Origin of the sequence: Streptomyces sp. NPDC005962 (genome assembly GCF_040629205.1) — a bacterium.
Classification (GTDB): Bacteria; Actinomycetota; Actinomycetes; order Streptomycetales; family Streptomycetaceae; genus Streptomyces.
Map to the genome: position 1 here is coordinate 332094 of NZ_JBEXVE010000004.1, position 18402 is coordinate 350495.

Consider the following 18402-nt stretch of genomic DNA (forward strand, 5'->3'; position numbering starts at 1 on the left):
GGCCCGGTGGAGAATGCCCGGCGGCACCCGGCGCTAGGCGCGGACCGGCTCGTCCCAGTCGACGCGGTAGCCGGTCAGCCAGTCGTCGCCGCCCGTGGTGCCCGCCCGGTCGAGTCTGCGGGCCATCGTGGCGTCCCGCAGGGCCCGCTTGACCGGGCCGGGGGCGTTGCGGCGGGCCAGGCCCGCGCTGTTCGCGGCCACCTTCTCGACCCGTTCGCGGCGCAGCCCCTCGTACGCGGCGAACGCCGACCGCGGGCCGGGCAGGTCGCGCAGGCACTTGGCGAGCACCACACCGTCCTCGATGGCCATCGAGGCGCCCTGGGCGGCGTTGGGCGCGCAGGCGTGTGCCGCGTCCCCCACGATGACCAGGCCTTCCTCGGACCAGGCGGGGGTGGAGACGAGGTCGTACGCGGCGGTGGCGACGATGTTCTCGCCGGTGGCGCGGACGATGTCGGCGGCCGGGGTCTGGTCCTCGGCGAACAGCTCGGCCAGCCGCTCCCGCCACTGCCCGGGGGTGACGGCGGCCAGCTCGGCCTTGGACAGTTCGGCGGCCGGGGCGTTGCTGAACCACCACACCTCGCCGTCGGGCGCGGCGGTGCAGCCGAAGAACGCCTGCTTGCCGAAGACCATCGTGTAGGTGTCCGGGGCGGACGGCGCGGCGGCGTCGCGGGTGTAGCCGCACACCGTGTGCTGTCCGGTGTAGCGGGGCCGGGGCGCGCCCGCGTCGATGGTCCGGCGGATGAGGGAGTGGATGCCGTCGGCGCCGATGAGGATGTCGCCCTTGGCCCGCCCGCCGTCCGCGAAGGAGCCCACGACGCTGCCGTCCGGGCCGGTCTGGGCGGCCAGCAGCCGCTTGCCGTACTCGATGCGTACGCCGCGGCGCGTCGCTTCCTCGCGCAGCACCCGGGCCAGCGTGGCGCGCCTGATGGTGACCGCCCCGAGCCCGCCGTCCTCCGCACCGGCCATCGGTTTGTCGCCGAGTCGTTTGCCGGTGTTGCTGATGAACTCGACGCGGGTGGCCGGGAAGGCGTGCTCCAGGACCGGTCCATGGGCGTCGATGGTGCGCAGCGCCTCCAGGCCGTTGTTCGCGACGACGAGGAACGCACCGCCCGTGTCGGTGGCGTCCGGGGGGTACGCCTCGTGGACGACCGCGTCGATACCCGCCTTGTGCAGGGCCATCGCGGTGACCGTACCGGCGATGCCGCCACCGATGATCAGGGCCTTGGTCATGGTGCTCCGTGACAGAGGGTCTTCAATAAGGTGACAGCACCATAGGGCCCGGACGCCGGTCCCGGGGCCGGTTCGCGCAGGCCGGTGCGGGCGGGGGCCTTAAATGAGCCGCCCCTTGAAGCCGCCCCTTGGATGAGCCGCCTATTTCAGCAGCCGGGACATCCGGCGGTCGGCGAGGGGTTTGCCGCCGGTCTGGCAGGTGGGGCAGTACTGGAGCGAGGAGTCCTTGAAGGACACCTCGCGGACGGTGTCGCCGCACACCGGGCAGGGTTCACCGGTACGGCCGTGCACCCGCATCCCGCCGCGCTTCTCCGCCTTGAGGTCCCCGGCCGCGAGTCCCCGGGAGCGTTCGACGGCGTCGCGCAGGGTGGCGCCCATCACCTCGTACAGGACGGGGATCTCCTCCTCGGTGAGATCGGAGGCGAGCCGGTAGGGCGACATCCGGGCGGCGTGCAGGATCTCGTCGGAGTAGGCGTTCCCGATCCCGGCGATGACGCCCTGGTCGCGGAGCACCCCCTTGATCCGGTGGCGTACGCCGCGCAGCAGCCCGGCGAACGCCTCCAGAGTGAAGGCGTCGTCGAGCGGGTCGGGGCCGAGGCGTGCGATGCCCGGGACTTCGGCGGGGTCGCGTACGCAGTACACGGCCAGCCCCTTGCGGGAGCCCGCTTCGGTGAGGTCGAAACCGGAGCGCTCCGGTCCGGCGAGCAGCAGCCGCAGGGCGAGGGGGCCCCGGCCGGGGCGCGGCGGGGCCTGCGGCAGTCCGTCCTTCCAGCGCAGCCAGCCCGCCCGGGCGAGGTGGACGACCAGATGGGGGCCGTCGGTGGCCAGGTCGAGGAACTTGCCGTGGCGGCCGGCCGCGGTGACGGTGCGGCCTTCGAGGCCGGTCAGCGGCGGGTCGTAGGTCTTCAGCACGCTCACCGCGACGGGCAGGACGCGGGCGATCTCCCGGCCCACGGCGCGGTCGGCCAGGATTCCGGCGAGGGCCTCCACCTCGGGCAGCTCCGGCATGCCACCAGTGTGCCGCAGCACCCGCCGGTACGCGCCCGGCGGTTCACGCTCCACCCCCGTACCACTCCGGGCTGCGGGGTGCGGCCCGCTCCCCTACTGTCGCTCTTGTTCCTCTTTTGTCCCCCTGCATCCCTCTGCATCCCCCTACCCCCCCTTGTGTCCTTGTACGGAGAGTCCCCATGCCCGACACCGGACAGCGTGAGCGGTCCGTACCGCAGTACGAGCAGTACGAGCCGCACGAGGCTCATGAGGCGTACCAGGGAGGCAGCCCCGAGGCCGAACGGCTGCTCTTCGAGAAGCTGGCGCGTGAGCTGATGGGCGTCCAGCGGGCGCGCCAGCGGGCTTCGGGCGCGGCCCAGCTGCTGCGCACGTTCCACGCGAAGGCGGCGCTCGGTGTGGAGAACGCGCGGCTGCGCTTCCACGACAGCCTTCCGCCCGAGCTGTGCGTGGGGTACGCCCGGCCGGGCGCCGCGTACCCGGCCGTGGTGCGGTTGTCCAACGAGAGCGGCGCCGAGCGCCACGACGCCACTCCCGATCTGCGCGGGATGGCGGTACGGGTCCAGGTCGCGCCCGGGGAGAGCCACGATCTGCTGGCCACCAGCTTTCCGGTGTCCCACGCCGCCGACGCACGCGAGTTCGTCGCCTTCGCCAAGGCCACGGCGGGCGCGGACACCGGCGTCGAGAAGGCGTTCGGGCTGTTCGTCAGGCTGCCACTGGCCGTCGGGTGGGGAGCCGCCGACCGGATGCGCCGCAATGTGGACACGGCCACCCGCTACGCGGTCGGCTCGCTGGCCCGCGAGACGTTCTGGAGCCGGGGCGCGATCCTGTGGGGCGCGGCCGGACCGGTGCGCTACCAGCTGCGCCCGGCCCCCGGCGGCACCCCCGCGCCACTGCCCGACAGCTCCGACCCGGACTATCTGCGCCATGAGCTGACGATGCGGCTGGCCACCGGCGATGTGTGCTTCGAGCTGTGTGTGCAGCGCTACACGGACGAGCGCCGCACCCCGGTCGAGGACGGCTCGGTGGAATGGCGGGAGAGCGACGCCCCCGTCGTCCCGGTGGCGCTGCTGACCGTGCCCCGCCAGGATCTGGACACCCCCGGGGCCCGGTCGGCGGCCCGCCGGGTCGAGCAGCTCGCGTTCAACCCGTGGCACACCACGGCGGAGTTCCGGCCGCTGGGCAACCTCAACCGGGCCCGTAAGGCGGCGTACGAGGCGGCCGCCGCGCACCGTCTCGGGCTGTGCTCCGGCACCGCGCCGCCGCCGGGCGCCACGGTCCTCGGGGCGCCGGTGCGGGCGGGGGCGCGGCTGGCCTTCGGCCTGGTCGACCGCTATGTGCCGTGGCACCGGCTGCCGGTGCCGCCGGGGCTGCTCGACCTGCCCGCGCTGCGCCGGACGCTCCGGCACCGGCTCGCCGACGACGACGCCCGCGAAACCCCGCCGCCGCCCGCTCCCTGAACCTCACCGCGACCCCGCTGAACCGGTTTACCGCCGCGATATCGTGTGGCGGTTCACACTGGCCGGACACGGGGGAGCACGGTTCATGAACAGCGGGGACAGGACGGACAGCCAGGTCAGCCAGGCCAGCGAGGTCGGCGAAGCCAGCGGGGCCGGGGCGGGCCGGGGGCGGCGCGTCACCATACGGGACGTGGCCGCGCGCGCCGGGGTCTCCAAGGGCGCGGTCTCCCTCGCCTTCAACGACCGCCCCGGGGTCTCCCCCGCCACCCGGGACCGCATCTTCGCGGCCGCCCGCGAACTGGGCTGGGCGCCCCATCTCTCCGCGCGTTCGCTGGCCGGTTCCCGGGTGGACACAGTCGGTCTGGCCATCGCCCGCCCGGCCCGGATGCTGGGCCTGGAGCCGTGGTTCATGGAGTTCGTCTCGGGCATCGAGAGCGTGCTGGCCGAGCGGTCCTGCTCGCTGCTGCTGCGGCTGGTGCGGGACGTGGAGGAGGAGATCGCGGTCCAGGAAGCGTGGTGGCGCGGGCGGCAGGTGGGCGGCTCGATCCTGGTCGACCTGCGCGACGGCGATCCGCGCGTCCCCGCGCTGCGGCGGCTCGGGCTGCCCGCCGTCGCCGCCGGACATCCGTCCCTGGCGGGCGGGCTCACCTCGGTGTGGACGGACGACGCCACCGCGGTGGGCGAGGCGGTGCGCTATCTGGCGGCCCTCGGCCACCGCCGGATCGCCCGGGTCGGCGGCGTCCCCGCGCTCGGGCACAGCACCGTGCGTACGGCGGCCTTCGAGGCCACCTTGGGCGAGTTGGGGCTCGGGGCCGGGCGCACGGTGGCCACGGACTTCTCCGGCGAGGAGGGGGCGCGGGCCACCCGCGCCCTGCTGGCCTCGGGCGACCGGCCCACGGCCATCATCTACGACAACGACATCATGGCGGTGGCCGGTCTCTCGGTGGCGGCCGAGATGGGGCTCGCGGTGCCGTCCGATGTGTCGCTGCTGGCGTGGGACGACTCGCAGTTGTGCCGGTTGACGCATCCGACGCTCTCCGCGATGAGCCACGATGTGTTCGGCTTCGGCGCGGAGGTGGCGCGGCGGCTGTTCGACGTCCTGGACCGGGCCGAGCCCCGCGCCCATCAGGCCCCCACCCCGGCCCTCACCCCCCGCGCCAGCACCGCGCCGCCACCCGCCCGGAAGGCCTGAACCGGTTCAGCCGGTACGCGCGCCTCACCCCGCCGGGCCCCCGCATGCCCCGCCGCGCTGCGGGCACTCGCCGGAGGTGGTACGGATAGCCGCAGGCCGCGGCGGCAACAGGCCCAGGGAGCAGCCCTTATGGAGTGGTTCACCTCATCCGGCTACTGGCTGAGCCGGCTGGTCTTCCAACGGGGGCTGGCCGCCGTCTATCTGATCGCCTTCCTGACGGCCGCCCACCAGGGGCGGGCCCTGATCGGCGAGCGGGGGCTCACCCCGGTGCCCCGGTTCACCGCGCGAGTGCCGTTCCGCCGCTCGCCCAGCCTCTTCCATCTGCACTACTCCGACCGTTTCTTCACCGTCTGCGCCTGGCTCGGCGCCGCGCTGGCCGCCGCCGTGCTGGCGGGGGCCGCCGACGAGGTGCCGCTCTGGGCCGCGATGGCCGCGTGGCTGGTGCTATGGCTGCTGTATCTGTCGATCGTCAACGTGGGGCAGACGTGGTACGGGTTCGGCTGGGAGTCGCTGCTGCTGGAGGCCGGGTTCCTGGCCGTGTTCCTGGGGAACGGGCGGACCGCGCCGCCTGTGCTGGTCCTGTGGCTGCTGCGCTGGCTGCTGTTCCGGCTGGAGTTCGGCGCGGGGCTCATCAAACTCCGCGGGGACCGCTGCTGGCGCGATCTGACCTGCCTGTACTACCACCATGAGACCCAGCCGATGCCGTCCCCGCTGAGCTGGTGGTTCCACCATCTACCGAAGCCGCTGCACCGGGTCGAGACGGCGGCCAACCATGTGGCCCAGCTGGTCGTCCCGCTGGCCCTGTTCACCCCGCAGCCCGCCGCGAGCGTGGCCGCTGGCGTCATCGTGGTCACCCAGCTGTGGCTGGTGGCCTCCGGCAACTTCTCCTGGCTGAACTGGGTGACGATCCTGCTGGCCCTCTCCGCGGTCGACGGACGGCTGGCCGCCGAGGTGCTGCCGCTGCCGGCGCCGCCCCCGCTCGCCGCTCCCCCGGTCTGGTACGAGGTCCTGGTGACGGCGGTCTTCGTCTTCGTCGTGGTGCTCAGCTACTGGCCCGCCCGCAATCTCCTCTCGGGCCGTCAGCTGATGAACTACTCCTTCAACCCGCTCCATCTGGTCAACACCTACGGGGCCTTCGGCAGCGTCAACCGCAGCCGTCAGGAGGTGGTGATCGAGGGCACCGCCGCCCCCGTGCTCACCCCGGACACCGTATGGAAAGAGTACGAGTTCCGGGGCAAGCCGGGCGACGTGCGCAGGATGCCGCGCCAGTTCGCGCCGTACCACCTGCGGCTGGACTGGATGATGTGGTTCGCCGGGATCTCGGCCGCGTACGCCGAACCGTGGTTCACCCCGCTCGTCGGCAAGCTGCTGGTGAACGACCGGGCCACGCTGAAGCTGCTGCGCGACTGCCCCTTCCCGGACGCGCCGCCCACCCATGTGCGGGCCCGGCTGTACCTCTACCGCTTCACCACCCGGCGGGAGCGGCGCGCCGGTGGCGGGTGGTGGCATCGCACCCTGATCGGCGAGTTCCTGCCGCCGGTCCGGCTGGAGCAGACGCACCTGCCGGGCCGGTGAGGCAGGGGCGAACGGCGTTACCCGGCCGCGCCCTTCGCGTTCGGCTCCACCGAGCCCGGCGGCGGGTTGCGCAGCACGGCGTAGCCGAGGCCCACGCCCACCGCGATCGGCCATTCCAGTACGCCCGCGACGCCCATCGCGCCGAGGCCGAGGTAGAGCGGAAGCCCGCCCTTGGCGGGCAGCACCCGCCGCGCGGTCCTGATCGGCACCGAGGCGACGTTCGCCGTGGCCACCGCGGCGCGCGGAACGGTGAAGGTGACCGTGCGAGCACCGTTCTTCGCGGCGGTCCGGCCCGTCTTCCGGGTCTCGGTCGTCTTGGATGTCGTGGCTGCGCTCACGCCGTCCTCCTTCTGGCCGTCCCTTTTGTTAGCTTTTGCGGGAATTAGGTAAACATACTGCCGTTGGGGACTTCCGGCGACCGAGGGAGCGCGGCCGGTGCTGCCATTTGCGATGCTGTCCGATCTCCTCGCCCTTCCGGCCCGCGGCCTCAGTGGACTGCGGCTGCGCCTCGCGGACGCCGCCGACGTCCTGCGGGACAGCGGCGAGCAGCGCACCCGCCGCCGGGTGTGGACGCGTACGGGCCGGGCGCATGTGGAGGTGCGCGGGCTCACCGGACACGGGGAGGCGCACGACAAGCTGGCCGGGCAGCTGACGGCCGCGCTGCGCCGTCTGCACGGCGTCAACTGGGCCGAGGTCAACGCGGCCGTGGGCCAGGTGCTGGTCGACTACGACGAAGGCCATGTCGACACCGACGATGTGCTCCAGGTGATCGAGCACATCGAGAAGGCACACGGGAGCGGCTCGGACAGCTTCCCGGCCGACCGCCCGTACCCGCCGTACGACACCGCTCCCGCCACGCTGGCCGCCACCGCCCTCGTCGCCGACTGCGTGGGCCTCATGACGGCCACGGTCCGGCGGGTGACGCTGCTGCCCGCCCTGACCCCCGCGCTGCGGGTGCCGGTGGTGATGGCCGAGATCCAGCCGCGGCTGCGCGGTCTGCTGGAGTCCCGGCTCGGCCACGCCCACACCACTCTGCTGCTCGGCGTGTCGAGCGCGGTGGTGCACGCGCTGACCCGGGGTGAGGTGCCGCTGGCCCTGGACGCGGTGCAGCGCCTGCTGCAACTCGCCGAGATCCGCGGCCGCCAGGACGTATGGCAGCGCCGCGAGCCCGGTCTGGTGCCCGGCTCGGACGGGCTGCCGCCACGCTCGCATCGTCCTGTCGCCCGTCCGGCGCCGCTGCCCGCCGGGCCGGTCGAGACCTGTGTCGACCGCATCTCACTGGCGTCCCTGACCGGGGCGGGCGGGCTGCTGGCCTGGACCCGGGACCCGGCGCGGGCCGCGGAGGCGATCCTCGCCACCGTGCCGAGGGCCGCCGGCGCGGGCCGGGAGGCCTTCGCCGCCCGGCTGGGCGAGGCCCTGGCCCACGAGGGCGTGGTGCCCATGGACGGCGCCGCGCTGCGGCGGCTGGACCGGATTTCGGCGGTCCTGATCGACTCGGGGGTGCTGTGCACCCGGCGCCCGCGGCTGCTGTCGGTGGCCACCGTCGGCGATCTGGACGAGGCCGGGGCGTGGAGCGCCGCCCAGTCCGTCCTGGACCGCCGCGCGCTGCCGGAACTCTCCGGCCAGGGGCCCTGGGCCCGTGGCTCGTGGCTGCTGGAGCGGCCGGACGACGTCCCCGCGGCGCATCCGTCGAGCCCGTCGGCGATGACCGTGGACCTGTGCGATCCGCAGGGCCGACGGCAGGCGCGGGTCCGCATCGGCTGTGAACTCGACCCGCTGACCGACGCCGTGGTGGCCGCTGCCCGCGCCGGTGCGGACCATCTGGTGCTCACCGAGCACGCGAGCGCGGAGGAGATCGCCCCCTGGGCGGACGAGCTGCTCGCCCGCGGCCCGGCACTGCCCGACCGGGTGCGGCGGCTGCAGACCGACGGCCACGGCGTGCTGCTGATCAGCGCCGAGGAGGACGAGGCGCTGGGCGCGGCCGATCTCGGCATCGGGGTCGTACGGCGCGGCGAGGCACAGGTGTGCTGGTCGGCGGATCTGATCTGCGGCCCCGGGCTCGCCCAGGTGTGGCGCGTGCTGCGGGCGCTGGAGGACGCGCGCGGGGTCAGCCACCGGTCGGCCCGGCTGTCGATGGGCGGCTCCGCACTCGGCGCGCTCATCGCCGCCGCGGGCACCCGGCCCACCGCGGTCGGCTTCGCCACCTCCCCGGTGTACAGCGCGGCCTTCCTGGCCGTGCTCGGGGGGATCGGCGCGGCGCGCCGGGTGCACCGCCGCCCGCTTCCGGAGGAGCGGGTCCGCGGCAACTGGCACACGCTGGGGGCACGGGAGACGCTGAGCGTGACCCGCGCGTTCCAGGAACACCGGGCCGAGCCAGCGGCCTCGGGCGAGTCGGCCTCCGGTCAATCGGTGTCCGGCGAGTCGGCCTCCGGCGTGTCGCACGGCGAGGAGGCCGGGGCGACACGCCCGGTATGGGCGGCCGGGCTGCGCCCGGTGCGCAAGGCCGCGGGGATGGTCGTACGGGCCGGGGCCGCGGGCGCCGCCGCCTCCCCCGTCGGCGCGCTGAGCCGGGAGGCCGCGGCGCTGGCCGGTGCGGTGCGCGAGGAGCTGCACGATCCGCTCACCCCCGTGCTGGCCCTGGGCGCCGCGGCATCCGCGGCGGTGGGGTCCGGGGTGGACTCCCTCCTCGTGGCCGGAGTCATGGCGGGCAACGCGGTGATCAGCGGCGCCCAGCGGCTACGGGCCGACCACTCGCTGCGGGGTCTGCTGCTGAGCGAACAGAGATACGCCCGGCTGGTCGACTGGACGCCCGCGATGTCCCTGGCGGACGGGATGGCGGTGGACCGAGAGGCGTTCTTCGCCGGGCTGACCACGGCCCCGGCGCGGCGGACGCCCGCCGAGGAGCTGACGGTCGGCGACATCATCGCCCTGCGGCCCTCCGACGTCGTACCGGCCGACGCCCGGCTGCTGGTGAGCGACCGGATGGAGCTGGACGAGGCCGGGCTGACCGGCGAGTCGGGGCCGGTCCCCAAGGACCCCGCCGCCACGCCCGGCGCCGACCTGGCGGACCGTTCCTGCATGGTCTACCAGGGGTGCACCGTACTGGCCGGGACCGGCTACGCGGTGGTCGTGGCCGCCGGATCGCAGACCGAGGAGGGACGCGCCGCCACACTGGCCGGACGCGCCACCCCGCCCGTCGGCATCGAGGGCCGACTCGCCGCGCTGACCAGCGTCGCGCTGCCCGCCACCGGGCTCGGCGGCGCCGCCGTCACCCTGCTGGGGCTGCTGCACGGGACCCCGGTCCGCGAGGCCCTGGCCACCGGGGTGGCCGTCGCGGTGGCCGCCGTGCCCGAGGGGCTGCCGCTGGTGGCCACCGTGGCGCAGTCCGCCGCGGCGCGCCGGCTCTCGCACCGCGGGGTGCTGACCCGCTCGCCCCGGGTGCTGGAGGCGCTGGGCCGGGTGGACACGGTGTGCTTCGACAAGACCGGCACGCTGACCGAGGGGCGGCTGTCCGTGTCCCGGGTGGCGGCGTACGACCACGACCTGCCGATCGGCAGCCCCCTGGGCCACCGGCTGCTGCGCACCGCGGCCCGGGCGTGTCCCGACCCGGAGGCGGGCCGGGCGCTGGCCCACGCCACCGACCAGGCCGTGGTCGACGCGGCGGCCGCGCACTGCGACGGGGACGACGCCTGGCAGCCGGTGTCCGAGCTGCTCTTCGAGGCCAGCCGCGGCTTCTCGGCGTGTCTGGGCACGGAGTCCGGGCGGCCGCGACTCGCCGTCAAGGGGGCTCCCGAGATCGTGCTCGCCCGGTGCACCTCCGCCCTGGGTCCGGCGGCGGCGGGCGGAACCGTACCGCTGACCCCCGAGCGGCTGCGCTCCACCGAGCGGCTGCTGTACTCGCTGGCCTCCGACGGGCTGCGGGTCCTGGCGGTGGCCGAGGCCCGGCCCGAGACGGCCGACGCGCCCGGCACGCCAGGCACGCCGGGGTCGATGCCCGCCGAGCTGGCCCAGGGGCTGACCCTGCTCGGCTTCATCGCCATCGCCGACACCACCCGGCCGGGCGCCGCGGAGACCGTCAAGCGGCTGACCGACGCCGGGGTGAGCATCGTCATGATCACCGGCGATCATCCGACCACGGCCGCCGCCATCGCCCGTGAGCTGGGCATCCCCGACTCCGGCCCGGTGCTCACCGGCGCGGAGCTGGACACCCTGCCCGAGAAGGAGCGGGTCGAGCGGATCTCCCGGACCACCGTCTTCGCCCGGGTCTCCCCCGAGCACAAGGTCCGTATCGTCCAGGCGCTCCGGCAGGCCGGACGGGTGGTGGCCATGACCGGGGACGGGGTCAACGACGCGGCCGCGATCCGCCTCGCGGACGTGGGCATCGGGCTCTCCGCCCACGGCTCGACCTCGGCCCGGGCCGCGGCGGACCTGGTCCTCACCGATCCGGACCCGACCCGGATTCTGGACGCGCTGCGCGAGGGCCGGGCGCTGTGGCGCAGTGTGCGGGACGCGGTCGCGATCCTGGTCGGCGGCAACGCGGGCGAGGTCGCCTTCACCGTGCTGGGCGCGGCGGTGGCGGGCCGGGCGCCGCTCGGCACCCGTCAGCTGCTGCTGGTCAACCTGCTCACCGACATGCTGCCCGCGCTCGCCGTCGCCCTGGCCCGGGCCCGGGAGGACACGGACGGGGAAGACCCCCTGGCGAGCGGCCCCTCCCCCGCGCTGCTCGGCTCCGACCTGGGCCGCATCCTGGCTGTGCGCGGCACCGCGACCGCGCTGGGCGCCACGGCGGCCTGGACCTGCGGGCGGATGACGGGCCGGGACCGGCGGGCGAGCACGATGGGGCTCGCGGCGCTGGTCGGCACCCAGCTGGGCCAGACGTTCATCACCGACTGGCACAGCCCGCTGGTGCTGGTCACCGGCGTGGCGTCGGCGACCGCCCTGTTCGCCGTCATCGAGACGCCGGTGATCAGCCACTTCTTCGGCTGTACACCGCTGGGGCCGGTGGCCTGGACGGTGGTGGGCGTGTGCTCGGCCGGTGCGACCCTGGGCGCCGCCGCCGCACCGCGGCTGCTCTTCTCGCGGCGGGTGCCCTGCGCGGTCTGAGAACCTGCACGGTCTCAGGGGCCTGCGCGGGCTGAGGGCCTGCGTGGGCTGAGGGCCTCGGCTCACCGGCACCCTGTCGGCGTTCACCCGAGTTCACCCGATTTTTACCCTGCGTCCGTGACACGCTTCCCCACTTTGGTCAGGCTACGGAACTGGAAGCGGATGCCTAGCTTCCGGTACCCGCCTGCGTAAAGAACTGCTCCGTCCAGTGAGGTAACCCATGGCCGAACTTCTGATGCCCATCCTGGCCAAGCTGGCCCGCATGGCCCTGGAAGCGCTGCTCGCGCAGGTCGCGAAGTCGCTTCTGACCGTCGTGTTCAAGCCGTCGGCCACCCCGGCCACCGCCTGATACGACCGTTATCCGGCGACCGTTCGCAACGAACGTCCCGCCGTGGGTGATTTCGCCGGTACGAAGCTCGCCACCAATTTCGTTGATCGGCCTCGGCCCGTCACAATCTCCAAGTGGCCTTCCCCGTCCTCCAGCGGACTCGGTCCTTCCGGGTACCGCCGGTGAGGGGTGGGCACTTTCGGATGCGTGAAGGAGATGACCTGCTGCGAGGAGGCACGTAGGTGGAAGAAAGGCTGGCCATGACGGTGGATGCGCGTAGTGACGTCGAGGAGTTCATCCTCGGAGAACGGTTCGCGTGCCTGGCGGCGCGTTCCGCCTGGCGCCGGGGAGGCATCACTCACCGCCACTATGACCTGCTGGGGGGCGAGGACTCCGCCCGGCTGCTGGCGCTCGATCTCGCGGAGTTCGTGGGTTCGGCGGATTGGAGCGCTCGGACGTTCACCAGTTTCATCGCGACCTTCGAGCAACCGCGCGGGGTCGATGAGCTGCGGTTCGAAGAGCTCCTCTGGGAACAGCTGCAACTGCTCCATGAGCAGGACGCGGATTTCCATCACTGGGTGGAGGGTTATTCGTCCGATCCGCAGTCCCCGGAGTTCGCGTTCAGCGTGGCCGGCCATCCCTTCTTCGTGATCGGCCTCCATGAGACCCACCGCCGGTTCGGCCGACGGCCGCCCTTCCCGATGCTGGCCTTCAACTCCCATGAGCAGTTCGACCACATCAAGGGCGCCGGGATGTGGGACCGGCTCGCGGAGAAGATCCGCAAGCAGGACATCCAGCTGCAGGGGGACATCAACCCCAACCTGTACGAGTACGAGGAGCTGTCCGAGACCCGCCGGTACTCGGGGCGGCCCAAGCCTGCCGACTGGCAGTGCCCCTTCGCCGCCCGGGCGGCCGAGCGGGAGCACGCGGAGCGGGAGCTGACCGTCTCGGCGGCGGCCGCGTCCGTCACCGGCAGCGGCGGCTGAGGTTCCGCGGGCGGCGATGACGCCACTGGGCCCGGGTGCGGCATCCGCACCCGGGCCCCTCGCGTGGCGGCGCCCCGATCAGTGCTCGTGCGCGGCCGCCCGGTGGACCGGCCCGTGGGCGGTCAGACAGTGCTCGACCAGCGGTTCGTCCGCGCGGCGGTGCTCGTCCCCGTCCGCCCGGGGCCGGGGCGGCAGGTCGCCGAGGTGGTCCACCTGGAGCGTGGTGTGGGTGATGCCGTACTTCTCGCGCAGCACCGCCTCCAGCCCCTCCCGGACCGCGTGGCAGTCGCCCTTCTCGGCGACCAGGACATGGGCGGACAGCGAGACCTCGCCCGAGGTGATCTGCCAGACATGCAGATCGTGCACCTCGGCCACCTCGGCGTGGGAGGCCAGCAGGCTGCCGATCTCGTCGGGCTCGACCCCGGCGGGCGCCGCCTCCAGCAGGACGCGCCCGGAGGCCCGCAGCAGTTCCACACCCGCCTTGATCATGAGGGCGACCACGACGAGACCGGCGATCGCATCGGCCCGGGCGAAGCCGGTGGTCACCACGACCAGTCCGGCGATCGCGGTGGCGATGAAGGCGTAGAGGTCGTTCAGCACATGCTGGAAGGCGCCTTCGATGTTCAGCGAGGCGCGGTTCGCCTTCGACATGCACCACGCCGCCGCGATGTTCACCACGATCCCGGCGAGCGCGACGGTCAGCACCAGACCACCGGTCACCTCGGGCGGGTCGAACAGCCGCGCCACCGATTCAAAGCCGAGGTATGCGCCGAGCAGCAGCAGAGAAAGCCCATTGGCCTGCGCGGAAAGGATTTCCGACCGCTTGAGCCCATAGGTATAGCCGCCGCGGGCGGGCCGGGCCGAAAGCCGGATCGCGATGAGCGCGAGGACGATCGAGGCGGCGTCGGTGAGCATGTGTGCCGCGTCGGAAAGCAGCGCCACCGAACGCGCGATCACCCCGACCACGACCTCCACCAGCATAAAACCGGTGATCAGCGCAAGAGCGATGGACAGCCATCGGCGGTCGGCATTCTCCGCCACCCCGTGCGCGTGCCCGCCATGACCCCCGTCATGTCCGTGCGTATGGGCTCCCACCCGTTCCTCCTCGCATCGCCTGAGGGACAGCGGTAATTGAACAGCACTTCGGGAAATTCTCCAAAGGCTGCAATGGACACGGTTATCAAGTGGCATTGCCTTATGAATTCGGCAACGCTTTTCATTGCCAGGCCGGGGGAAAATGCGCAGCGCACCGGGCTCCGGGGCGGGCGTCACCCGGGCGGGCGCTCACGGGTCGCTGATGCGTACGAGGCAACACCGGTGCGGGTGAGGTCGGCGCGGAGAAGGTGACCCCGCGGGGCGCGGCGCGTTGGCCGAACATGACGACGACGATGCGACGCCGTTCTCTCTCGCAGCCGAGCAGAGCGCTGGACCGGAGCACCGAAGGCGGCGGAACGGTTCACCAGACGCTTCACCAGTCGAGCTGCGTACCGATCTACGCGGCGCTGGTCGAGCGCTGGTCGTCCGCGGGGCGGGCGGTACCCGGTGCGTACGACCGTGAGTGGACCGAACTGGTCAACTGTCCGCCCTGGCCGGACCGTATCCGGGCGGCGGCCCGGCCGGCGGCACAGCCCTCCACGGGCTGAGCCGCCGCCCGGCCGATCATCCGGGGAATCGCTCGGGGGATCAGCCAGGGGATCAGTCGTCCCCGCCCTCCAGGCCGCCCTCGGTCTCCAGGAACAGCTCCCGGACCCGCTCCAGCACCTCCTGGTCCGGCTCCTCCCACAGACCGCGGCTCTCCGCCTCCAGCAGCCGCTCGGCCATGCCGTGCAGCGCCCAGGGGTTGGCCTCCTCCAGGAACGCGCGGTTCTCCGGGTCGAGCAGATACGTCTGGGCCAGCTTGTCGTACATCCAGTCGGCGACCACGCCCGTGGTGGCGTCGTAGCCGAACAGGTAGTCGACGGTGGCGGCGAGTTCGAAGGCGCCCTTGTAGCCGTGGCGGCGCATCGCCTCGATCCAGCGCGGGTTGACCACCCGGGCCCGGAAGACCCGCGAGGTCTCCTCGTGCAGCGTGCGGGTGCGCACCGTCTCGGGGCGGGTGGAGTCGCCGATGTACGCGGCCGGGGCGGTGCCCTTCAGCGCGCGCACGGTGGCGACCATTCCGCCGTGGTACTGGTAGTAGTCGTCCGAGTCGGCGATGTCGTGCTCGCGCGTGTCGGTGTTCTTCGCCGCGACCGCGATCCTGCGGTACGCGGTCTCCATCTCCTCGCGCGCCGGGCGGCCCTCCAGACCGCGACCGTAGGCGTAGCCGCCCCACACCGAGTAGACCTCGGCGAGGTCGGCGTCGGTGCGCCAGTCGCGGCTGTCGATGAGCTGGAGCAGCCCCGCGCCGTACGTTCCCGGGCGGGAGCCGAAGATACGGGTGGTGGCGCGGCGCTCGTCGCCGTGCTCGGCGAGGTCGGCGCGGGTGTGGGCCCGTACGTAGTTGACGTCGTCGGCCTCCTCCAGGGAGGCGGCGAGCCGTACGGCGTCGTCCAGCAGCCCGACGACATGCGGGAAGGCGTCGCGGAAGAAGCCGCTGATGCGCAGGGTGACATCGACGCGCGGGCGGCCGAGCTGGTCCTGAGTAACGGGTTCAAGTCCCGTTACGCGCCGCGAGGCGTCGTCCCACACCGGGCGGATGCCCATCAGCGCCAGCGCCTCGGCCACATCGTCGCCGGAGGTGCGCATCGCGCTCGTCCCCCACAGCGACAGGCCGACCGACCGCGGGTAATCGCCGTCGTTGTCGGCGCGGTAGCGCTCCAGCAGCGAGTCGGCGAGCGCCTGGCCGGTCTCCCAGGCCAGGCGGCTGGGCACGGCCTTGGGGTCGACGGAGTAGAAGTTACGGCCGGTCGGCAAGACGTTGACCAGGCCCCGCAGCGGCGATCCGGACGGCCCGGCCGGGACGAAGCCGCCGTTCAGGGCGTGGACGGCGTGGTCGATCTCGTCGGTCGTGGCGGCGAGGCGCGGCACGACCTCGCGGGCGGCGAACTCCAGGATCGCGGTGACGCCGGGCCGCTGCTCCTCGGGCACGTCCAGGGCGGCCTTCGCGGCGGCCTCCAGGGCCCAGTCCGCGTCCTCCATCGCCTGGACGAGGGTACGGGCGCGCTCCTCTGCCTCGTCCGCGCCGGTGCGGGTGGCGGCCGACTCGTCCAGGCCCAGCGCCTCGCGCAGCCCGGGGAGCGCGGAAGTGCCGCCCCAGATCTGGCGGGCGCGCAGGATGGCCAGGACGAGGTTGACGCGCTCGGGGCCGGTGGGCGCGCCGCCGAGGACATGCAGACCGTCGCGGATCTGGGCGTCCTTGACCTCGCACAGCCAGCCGTCGACGTGCAGCAGGAAGTCGTCGAAGCCCGCGTCGTCGGGCCGCTCCTCCAGACCGAGGTCGTGGTCGAGCCGGGCGGCCTGGATCAGGGTCCAGATCTGGGCGCGGATGGCGGGGAGCTTGGCCGGGTCCATCGCGGAGATGGCGGCGTACTCGTCCAGCAGCTGTTCCAGCCGCGCGATGTCGCCGTAGGAGTCGGCGCGGGCCATCGGCGGTACGAGGTGGTCGACCAGGGTGGCGTGGACGCGGCGCTTGGCCTGGGTTCCCTCGCCGGGGTCGTTGACCAGGAACGGGTAGATCAGCGGCAGGTCGCCGAGCGCGGCGTCGGGTCCGCAGGCCGGGGACAGGGCCGCGTTCTTGCCCGGCAGCCACTCCAGGTTGCCGTGCTTGCCCAGGTGCACCATGGCGTCGGCGCCGAAGCCGCCGTCGGCCTGCGGGGACGCCATCCAGCGGTAGGCGGCCAGGTAGTGGTGTGAGGGCGGCAGATCGGGGTCGTGGTAGATGGCGATGGGGTTCTCGCCGAAGCCGCGCGGCGGCTGGATGACGACCAGGAGATTGCCGTGGCGCAGCGCGGCGAGGACGATCTCGCCCTCGGGGTCGCGGCTGGTGTCCACGAACATCTCGCCGGGCGGCGGGCCCCAGTGCTCCTCGACCGCGTCGCGCAGCGCCTGCGGCAGCGTGGCGAACCAGCGGCGGTAGTCGGCGGCGGGGACCCGGACCGGGTTCTTGGCCAGCTGCTCCTCGGTGAGCCAGTCCTGGTCGTGGCCGCCCGCCTCGATGAGGGCGTAGATCAGCTCGTCGCCCTCGCCGGAGACCAGGCCGGGGAGCGACCCGGGGCCCTCCTCGGGGCCGAAGTCGTACCCTTCGGCGCGCAGTCGGCGCAGCAGGGAGACGGCGCTGGCGGGGGTGTCGAGGCCGACCGCGTTGCCGATCCGGGAGTGCTTGGTGGGGTAGGCGGACAGGACGAGCGCGAGGCGCTTGTCGGCCGCCGGTATGTGCCGGAGCCGGGCGTGTCGTACCGCGATTCCGGCGACACGCGCGGCGCGCTCGGGGTCGGCGGCGTAGACCGGCAGCCCGTCCTCGTCGACCTCCTTGAAGGAGAACGGCACGGTGATGAGCCGTCCGTCGAACTCCGGGACGGCGACCTGGGTCGCGGCGTCCAGCGGCGACAGGCCCTCGTCGTTCTCCTCCCACGCGCTGCGCGAGGAGGTCAGGCACAGCGCCTGGAGCACGGGGACGTCGAGTCCGGCGAGCGCGCCCGCGTCCCACGCCTCGTCGTCGCCGCCCGCCGACGCCTCGGCGGGGCGGGTGCCGCCCGCGGCGAGCACGGTGGTGACGACGGCGTCGGCCGCGCCGAGCGCCTCGATCAGCTCGGCTTCGGGGGACCTCAGGGAGGCGACGTACAGCGGCAGCGGGCGCGCTCCGGCGTCCTCCACGGCCCGGCACAGCGCCTCCACGAAGGCGGTGTTGCCGCTCATGTGGTGGGCCCGGTAGTAGAGCACCGCGATCACCGGGCCGGTGACGTCCTCGCGCGCGGTGCGCTCCAGCGGCCCCCAGGTGGGGGCGGGGGCGGGCGGCTCGAAGCCGTGGCCGGTGAGCAGCACGGTGTCGGAGAGGAACCGGGCCAGCTGCTCCAGGTTGGCGGGTCCGCCGTGGGCGAGGTAGGCGTGCGCCTCGGCGGCGATCCCGACCGGGACCGTGGACGCCTCCATGAGCTGGGCGTCAGGGGCCTGTTCACCGGTGAGGACGACGACGGGGCGGTCGCCCGCGAGCAGGGTTTCGAGGCCTTCCTCCCAGGCGCGGATGCCACCGAGCAGCCGCACGACGACGAGTTCGACCCCGTCGAGGAGTCCGGGCAGGTCGTCGAGCGCGAGGCGCGCCGGGTTGGCGAGGCGGTACGGCACCGGGCCCGTGGCCGCGCGGGCACTGAGCAGGTCGGTGTCGGACGTCGACAGCAGAAGGATCATGGCTCGGCGCCTTCCTCGGGGTCCGCGCCCCGGGCGGGTTGAAAGACGGCGGGAGTTCCTGGCTCGCACGGCGGGCTGCCGTGCTCACAGTGGCGGGACCGCACCGGATTCGCACCGGTTTCCTCCCCTTGACGCCATCTTGTGCGTCCGGCGGGCCAGACGGCCCGCCGCACGAGCATAGTAGGCGTTGCTGACCTG

At 73.5% G+C, this 18402-nt stretch carries 12 protein-coding genes and 1 riboswitch; of the genes, 7 read left to right on the plus strand and 5 right to left on the minus strand.

Annotated elements, in window-relative coordinates:
* Window positions 1-33 precede the first annotated feature (33 nt).
* Both ABZ370_RS09850 and ABZ370_RS09855 read right to left on the minus strand, forming a co-directional pair.
* Complete coding sequence (locus tag ABZ370_RS09850) at window positions 34-1230, minus strand: FAD-dependent monooxygenase (protein ID WP_358618669.1); 1197 nt, start codon at window positions 1228-1230, stop codon at window positions 34-36.
* 141 nt (window positions 1231-1371) lie between these two features.
* Window positions 1372-2238: a DNA-formamidopyrimidine glycosylase family protein gene (locus ABZ370_RS09855; RefSeq protein WP_358618671.1), complete on the minus strand. Its 867-nt coding sequence runs from the start codon at window positions 2236-2238 to the stop codon at window positions 1372-1374.
* A gap of 179 nt (window positions 2239-2417) precedes the next feature.
* On the opposite strand from ABZ370_RS09855, the gene ABZ370_RS09860 reads away from it, so the two are divergent.
* The 3 genes from ABZ370_RS09860 to ABZ370_RS09870 all read left to right on the plus strand — a co-directional run bounded on the left by ABZ370_RS09860 (window position 2418) and on the right by ABZ370_RS09870 (window position 6462).
* Window positions 2418-3695 carry a hypothetical protein gene (locus ABZ370_RS09860; RefSeq protein ID WP_358618672.1) on the plus strand — a complete coding sequence of 426 codons (1278 nt, stop codon included), beginning with the start codon at window positions 2418-2420 and terminating at the stop codon, window positions 3693-3695.
* Between the two features lie 85 nt (window positions 3696-3780).
* A complete protein-coding gene (locus tag ABZ370_RS09865; protein ID WP_358618673.1) occupies window positions 3781-4887 on the plus strand; it encodes a LacI family DNA-binding transcriptional regulator in 1107 nt (368 codons plus the stop codon).
* Between the two features lie 129 nt (window positions 4888-5016).
* Complete coding sequence (locus ABZ370_RS09870) at window positions 5017-6462, plus strand: lipase maturation factor family protein (RefSeq protein WP_358618675.1); 1446 nt, start codon at window positions 5017-5019, stop codon at window positions 6460-6462.
* Between the two features lie 17 nt (window positions 6463-6479).
* On the opposite strand, the gene ABZ370_RS09875 is transcribed toward ABZ370_RS09870, so the two are convergent.
* Entirely contained in the window at window positions 6480-6800 is a 321-nt protein-coding gene (locus tag ABZ370_RS09875; RefSeq protein WP_358618676.1) for a hypothetical protein, read from the minus strand.
* Window positions 6801-6897: 97 nt separating this feature from the next.
* Between ABZ370_RS09875 and ABZ370_RS09880 the strand changes: the two genes are divergently transcribed.
* From ABZ370_RS09880 to gntA, 3 genes are all read left to right on the plus strand, one after another.
* Complete coding sequence (locus ABZ370_RS09880; RefSeq protein WP_358618677.1) at window positions 6898-11565, plus strand: HAD-IC family P-type ATPase; 4668 nt, start codon at window positions 6898-6900, stop codon at window positions 11563-11565.
* A 220-nt stretch (window positions 11566-11785) separates the two neighbouring features.
* Window positions 11786-11914: a hypothetical protein gene (locus ABZ370_RS09885; protein WP_358618679.1), complete on the plus strand. Its 129-nt coding sequence runs from the start codon at window positions 11786-11788 to the stop codon at window positions 11912-11914.
* A gap of 221 nt (window positions 11915-12135) precedes the next feature.
* On the plus strand, window positions 12136-12879 hold the full coding sequence (gene gntA / locus ABZ370_RS09890) for a guanitoxin biosynthesis heme-dependent pre-guanitoxin N-hydroxylase GntA (protein ID WP_358618680.1): 744 nt from the start codon (window positions 12136-12138) through the stop codon (window positions 12877-12879).
* A 78-nt stretch (window positions 12880-12957) separates the two neighbouring features.
* Here the strand turns inward: gntA and ABZ370_RS09895 are convergent, their stop codons facing one another.
* Window positions 12958-13974 carry a cation diffusion facilitator family transporter gene (locus tag ABZ370_RS09895; protein ID WP_358618682.1) on the minus strand — a complete coding sequence of 339 codons (1017 nt, stop codon included), beginning with the start codon at window positions 13972-13974 and terminating at the stop codon, window positions 12958-12960.
* A 293-nt stretch (window positions 13975-14267) separates the two neighbouring features.
* Between ABZ370_RS09895 and ABZ370_RS09900 the strand changes: the two genes are divergently transcribed.
* Complete coding sequence (locus tag ABZ370_RS09900) at window positions 14268-14522, plus strand: hypothetical protein (RefSeq protein ID WP_358618683.1); 255 nt, start codon at window positions 14268-14270, stop codon at window positions 14520-14522.
* Window positions 14523-14574: 52 nt separating this feature from the next.
* Here ABZ370_RS09900 and cobN read toward each other — a convergent pair whose 3' ends face one another.
* Window positions 14575-18204, minus strand: coding sequence for a cobaltochelatase subunit CobN (cobN, locus tag ABZ370_RS09905; protein WP_358618685.1), 3630 nt, complete (start codon window positions 18202-18204; stop codon window positions 14575-14577).
* A 32-nt stretch (window positions 18205-18236) separates the two neighbouring features.
* A riboswitch (cobalamin riboswitch) is annotated at window positions 18237-18388 on the minus strand.
* Window positions 18389-18402 lie beyond the last annotated feature (14 nt).

Coding starts and splice junctions, on each gene's coding strand:
- ABZ370_RS09855 (WP_358618671.1), bottom strand. CDS start 2,238: ATGCCGGAGCTGCCCGAGGTGGAGGCCCTCGCCGGAATCCTGGCCGAC.
- ABZ370_RS09900 (WP_358618683.1), top strand. CDS start 14,268: ATGCGACGCCGTTCTCTCTCGCAGCCGAGCAGAGCGCTGGACCGGAGC.
- ABZ370_RS09885 (WP_358618679.1), top strand. CDS start 11,786: ATGGCCGAACTTCTGATGCCCATCCTGGCCAAGCTGGCCCGCATGGCC.
- ABZ370_RS09850 (WP_358618669.1), bottom strand. CDS start 1,230: ATGACCAAGGCCCTGATCATCGGTGGCGGCATCGCCGGTACGGTCACC.
- ABZ370_RS09865 (WP_358618673.1), top strand. CDS start 3,781: ATGAACAGCGGGGACAGGACGGACAGCCAGGTCAGCCAGGCCAGCGAG.
- ABZ370_RS09870 (WP_358618675.1), top strand. CDS start 5,017: ATGGAGTGGTTCACCTCATCCGGCTACTGGCTGAGCCGGCTGGTCTTC.
- ABZ370_RS09860 (WP_358618672.1), top strand. CDS start 2,418: ATGCCCGACACCGGACAGCGTGAGCGGTCCGTACCGCAGTACGAGCAG.
- cobN (WP_358618685.1), bottom strand. CDS start 18,204: ATGATCCTTCTGCTGTCGACGTCCGACACCGACCTGCTCAGTGCCCGC.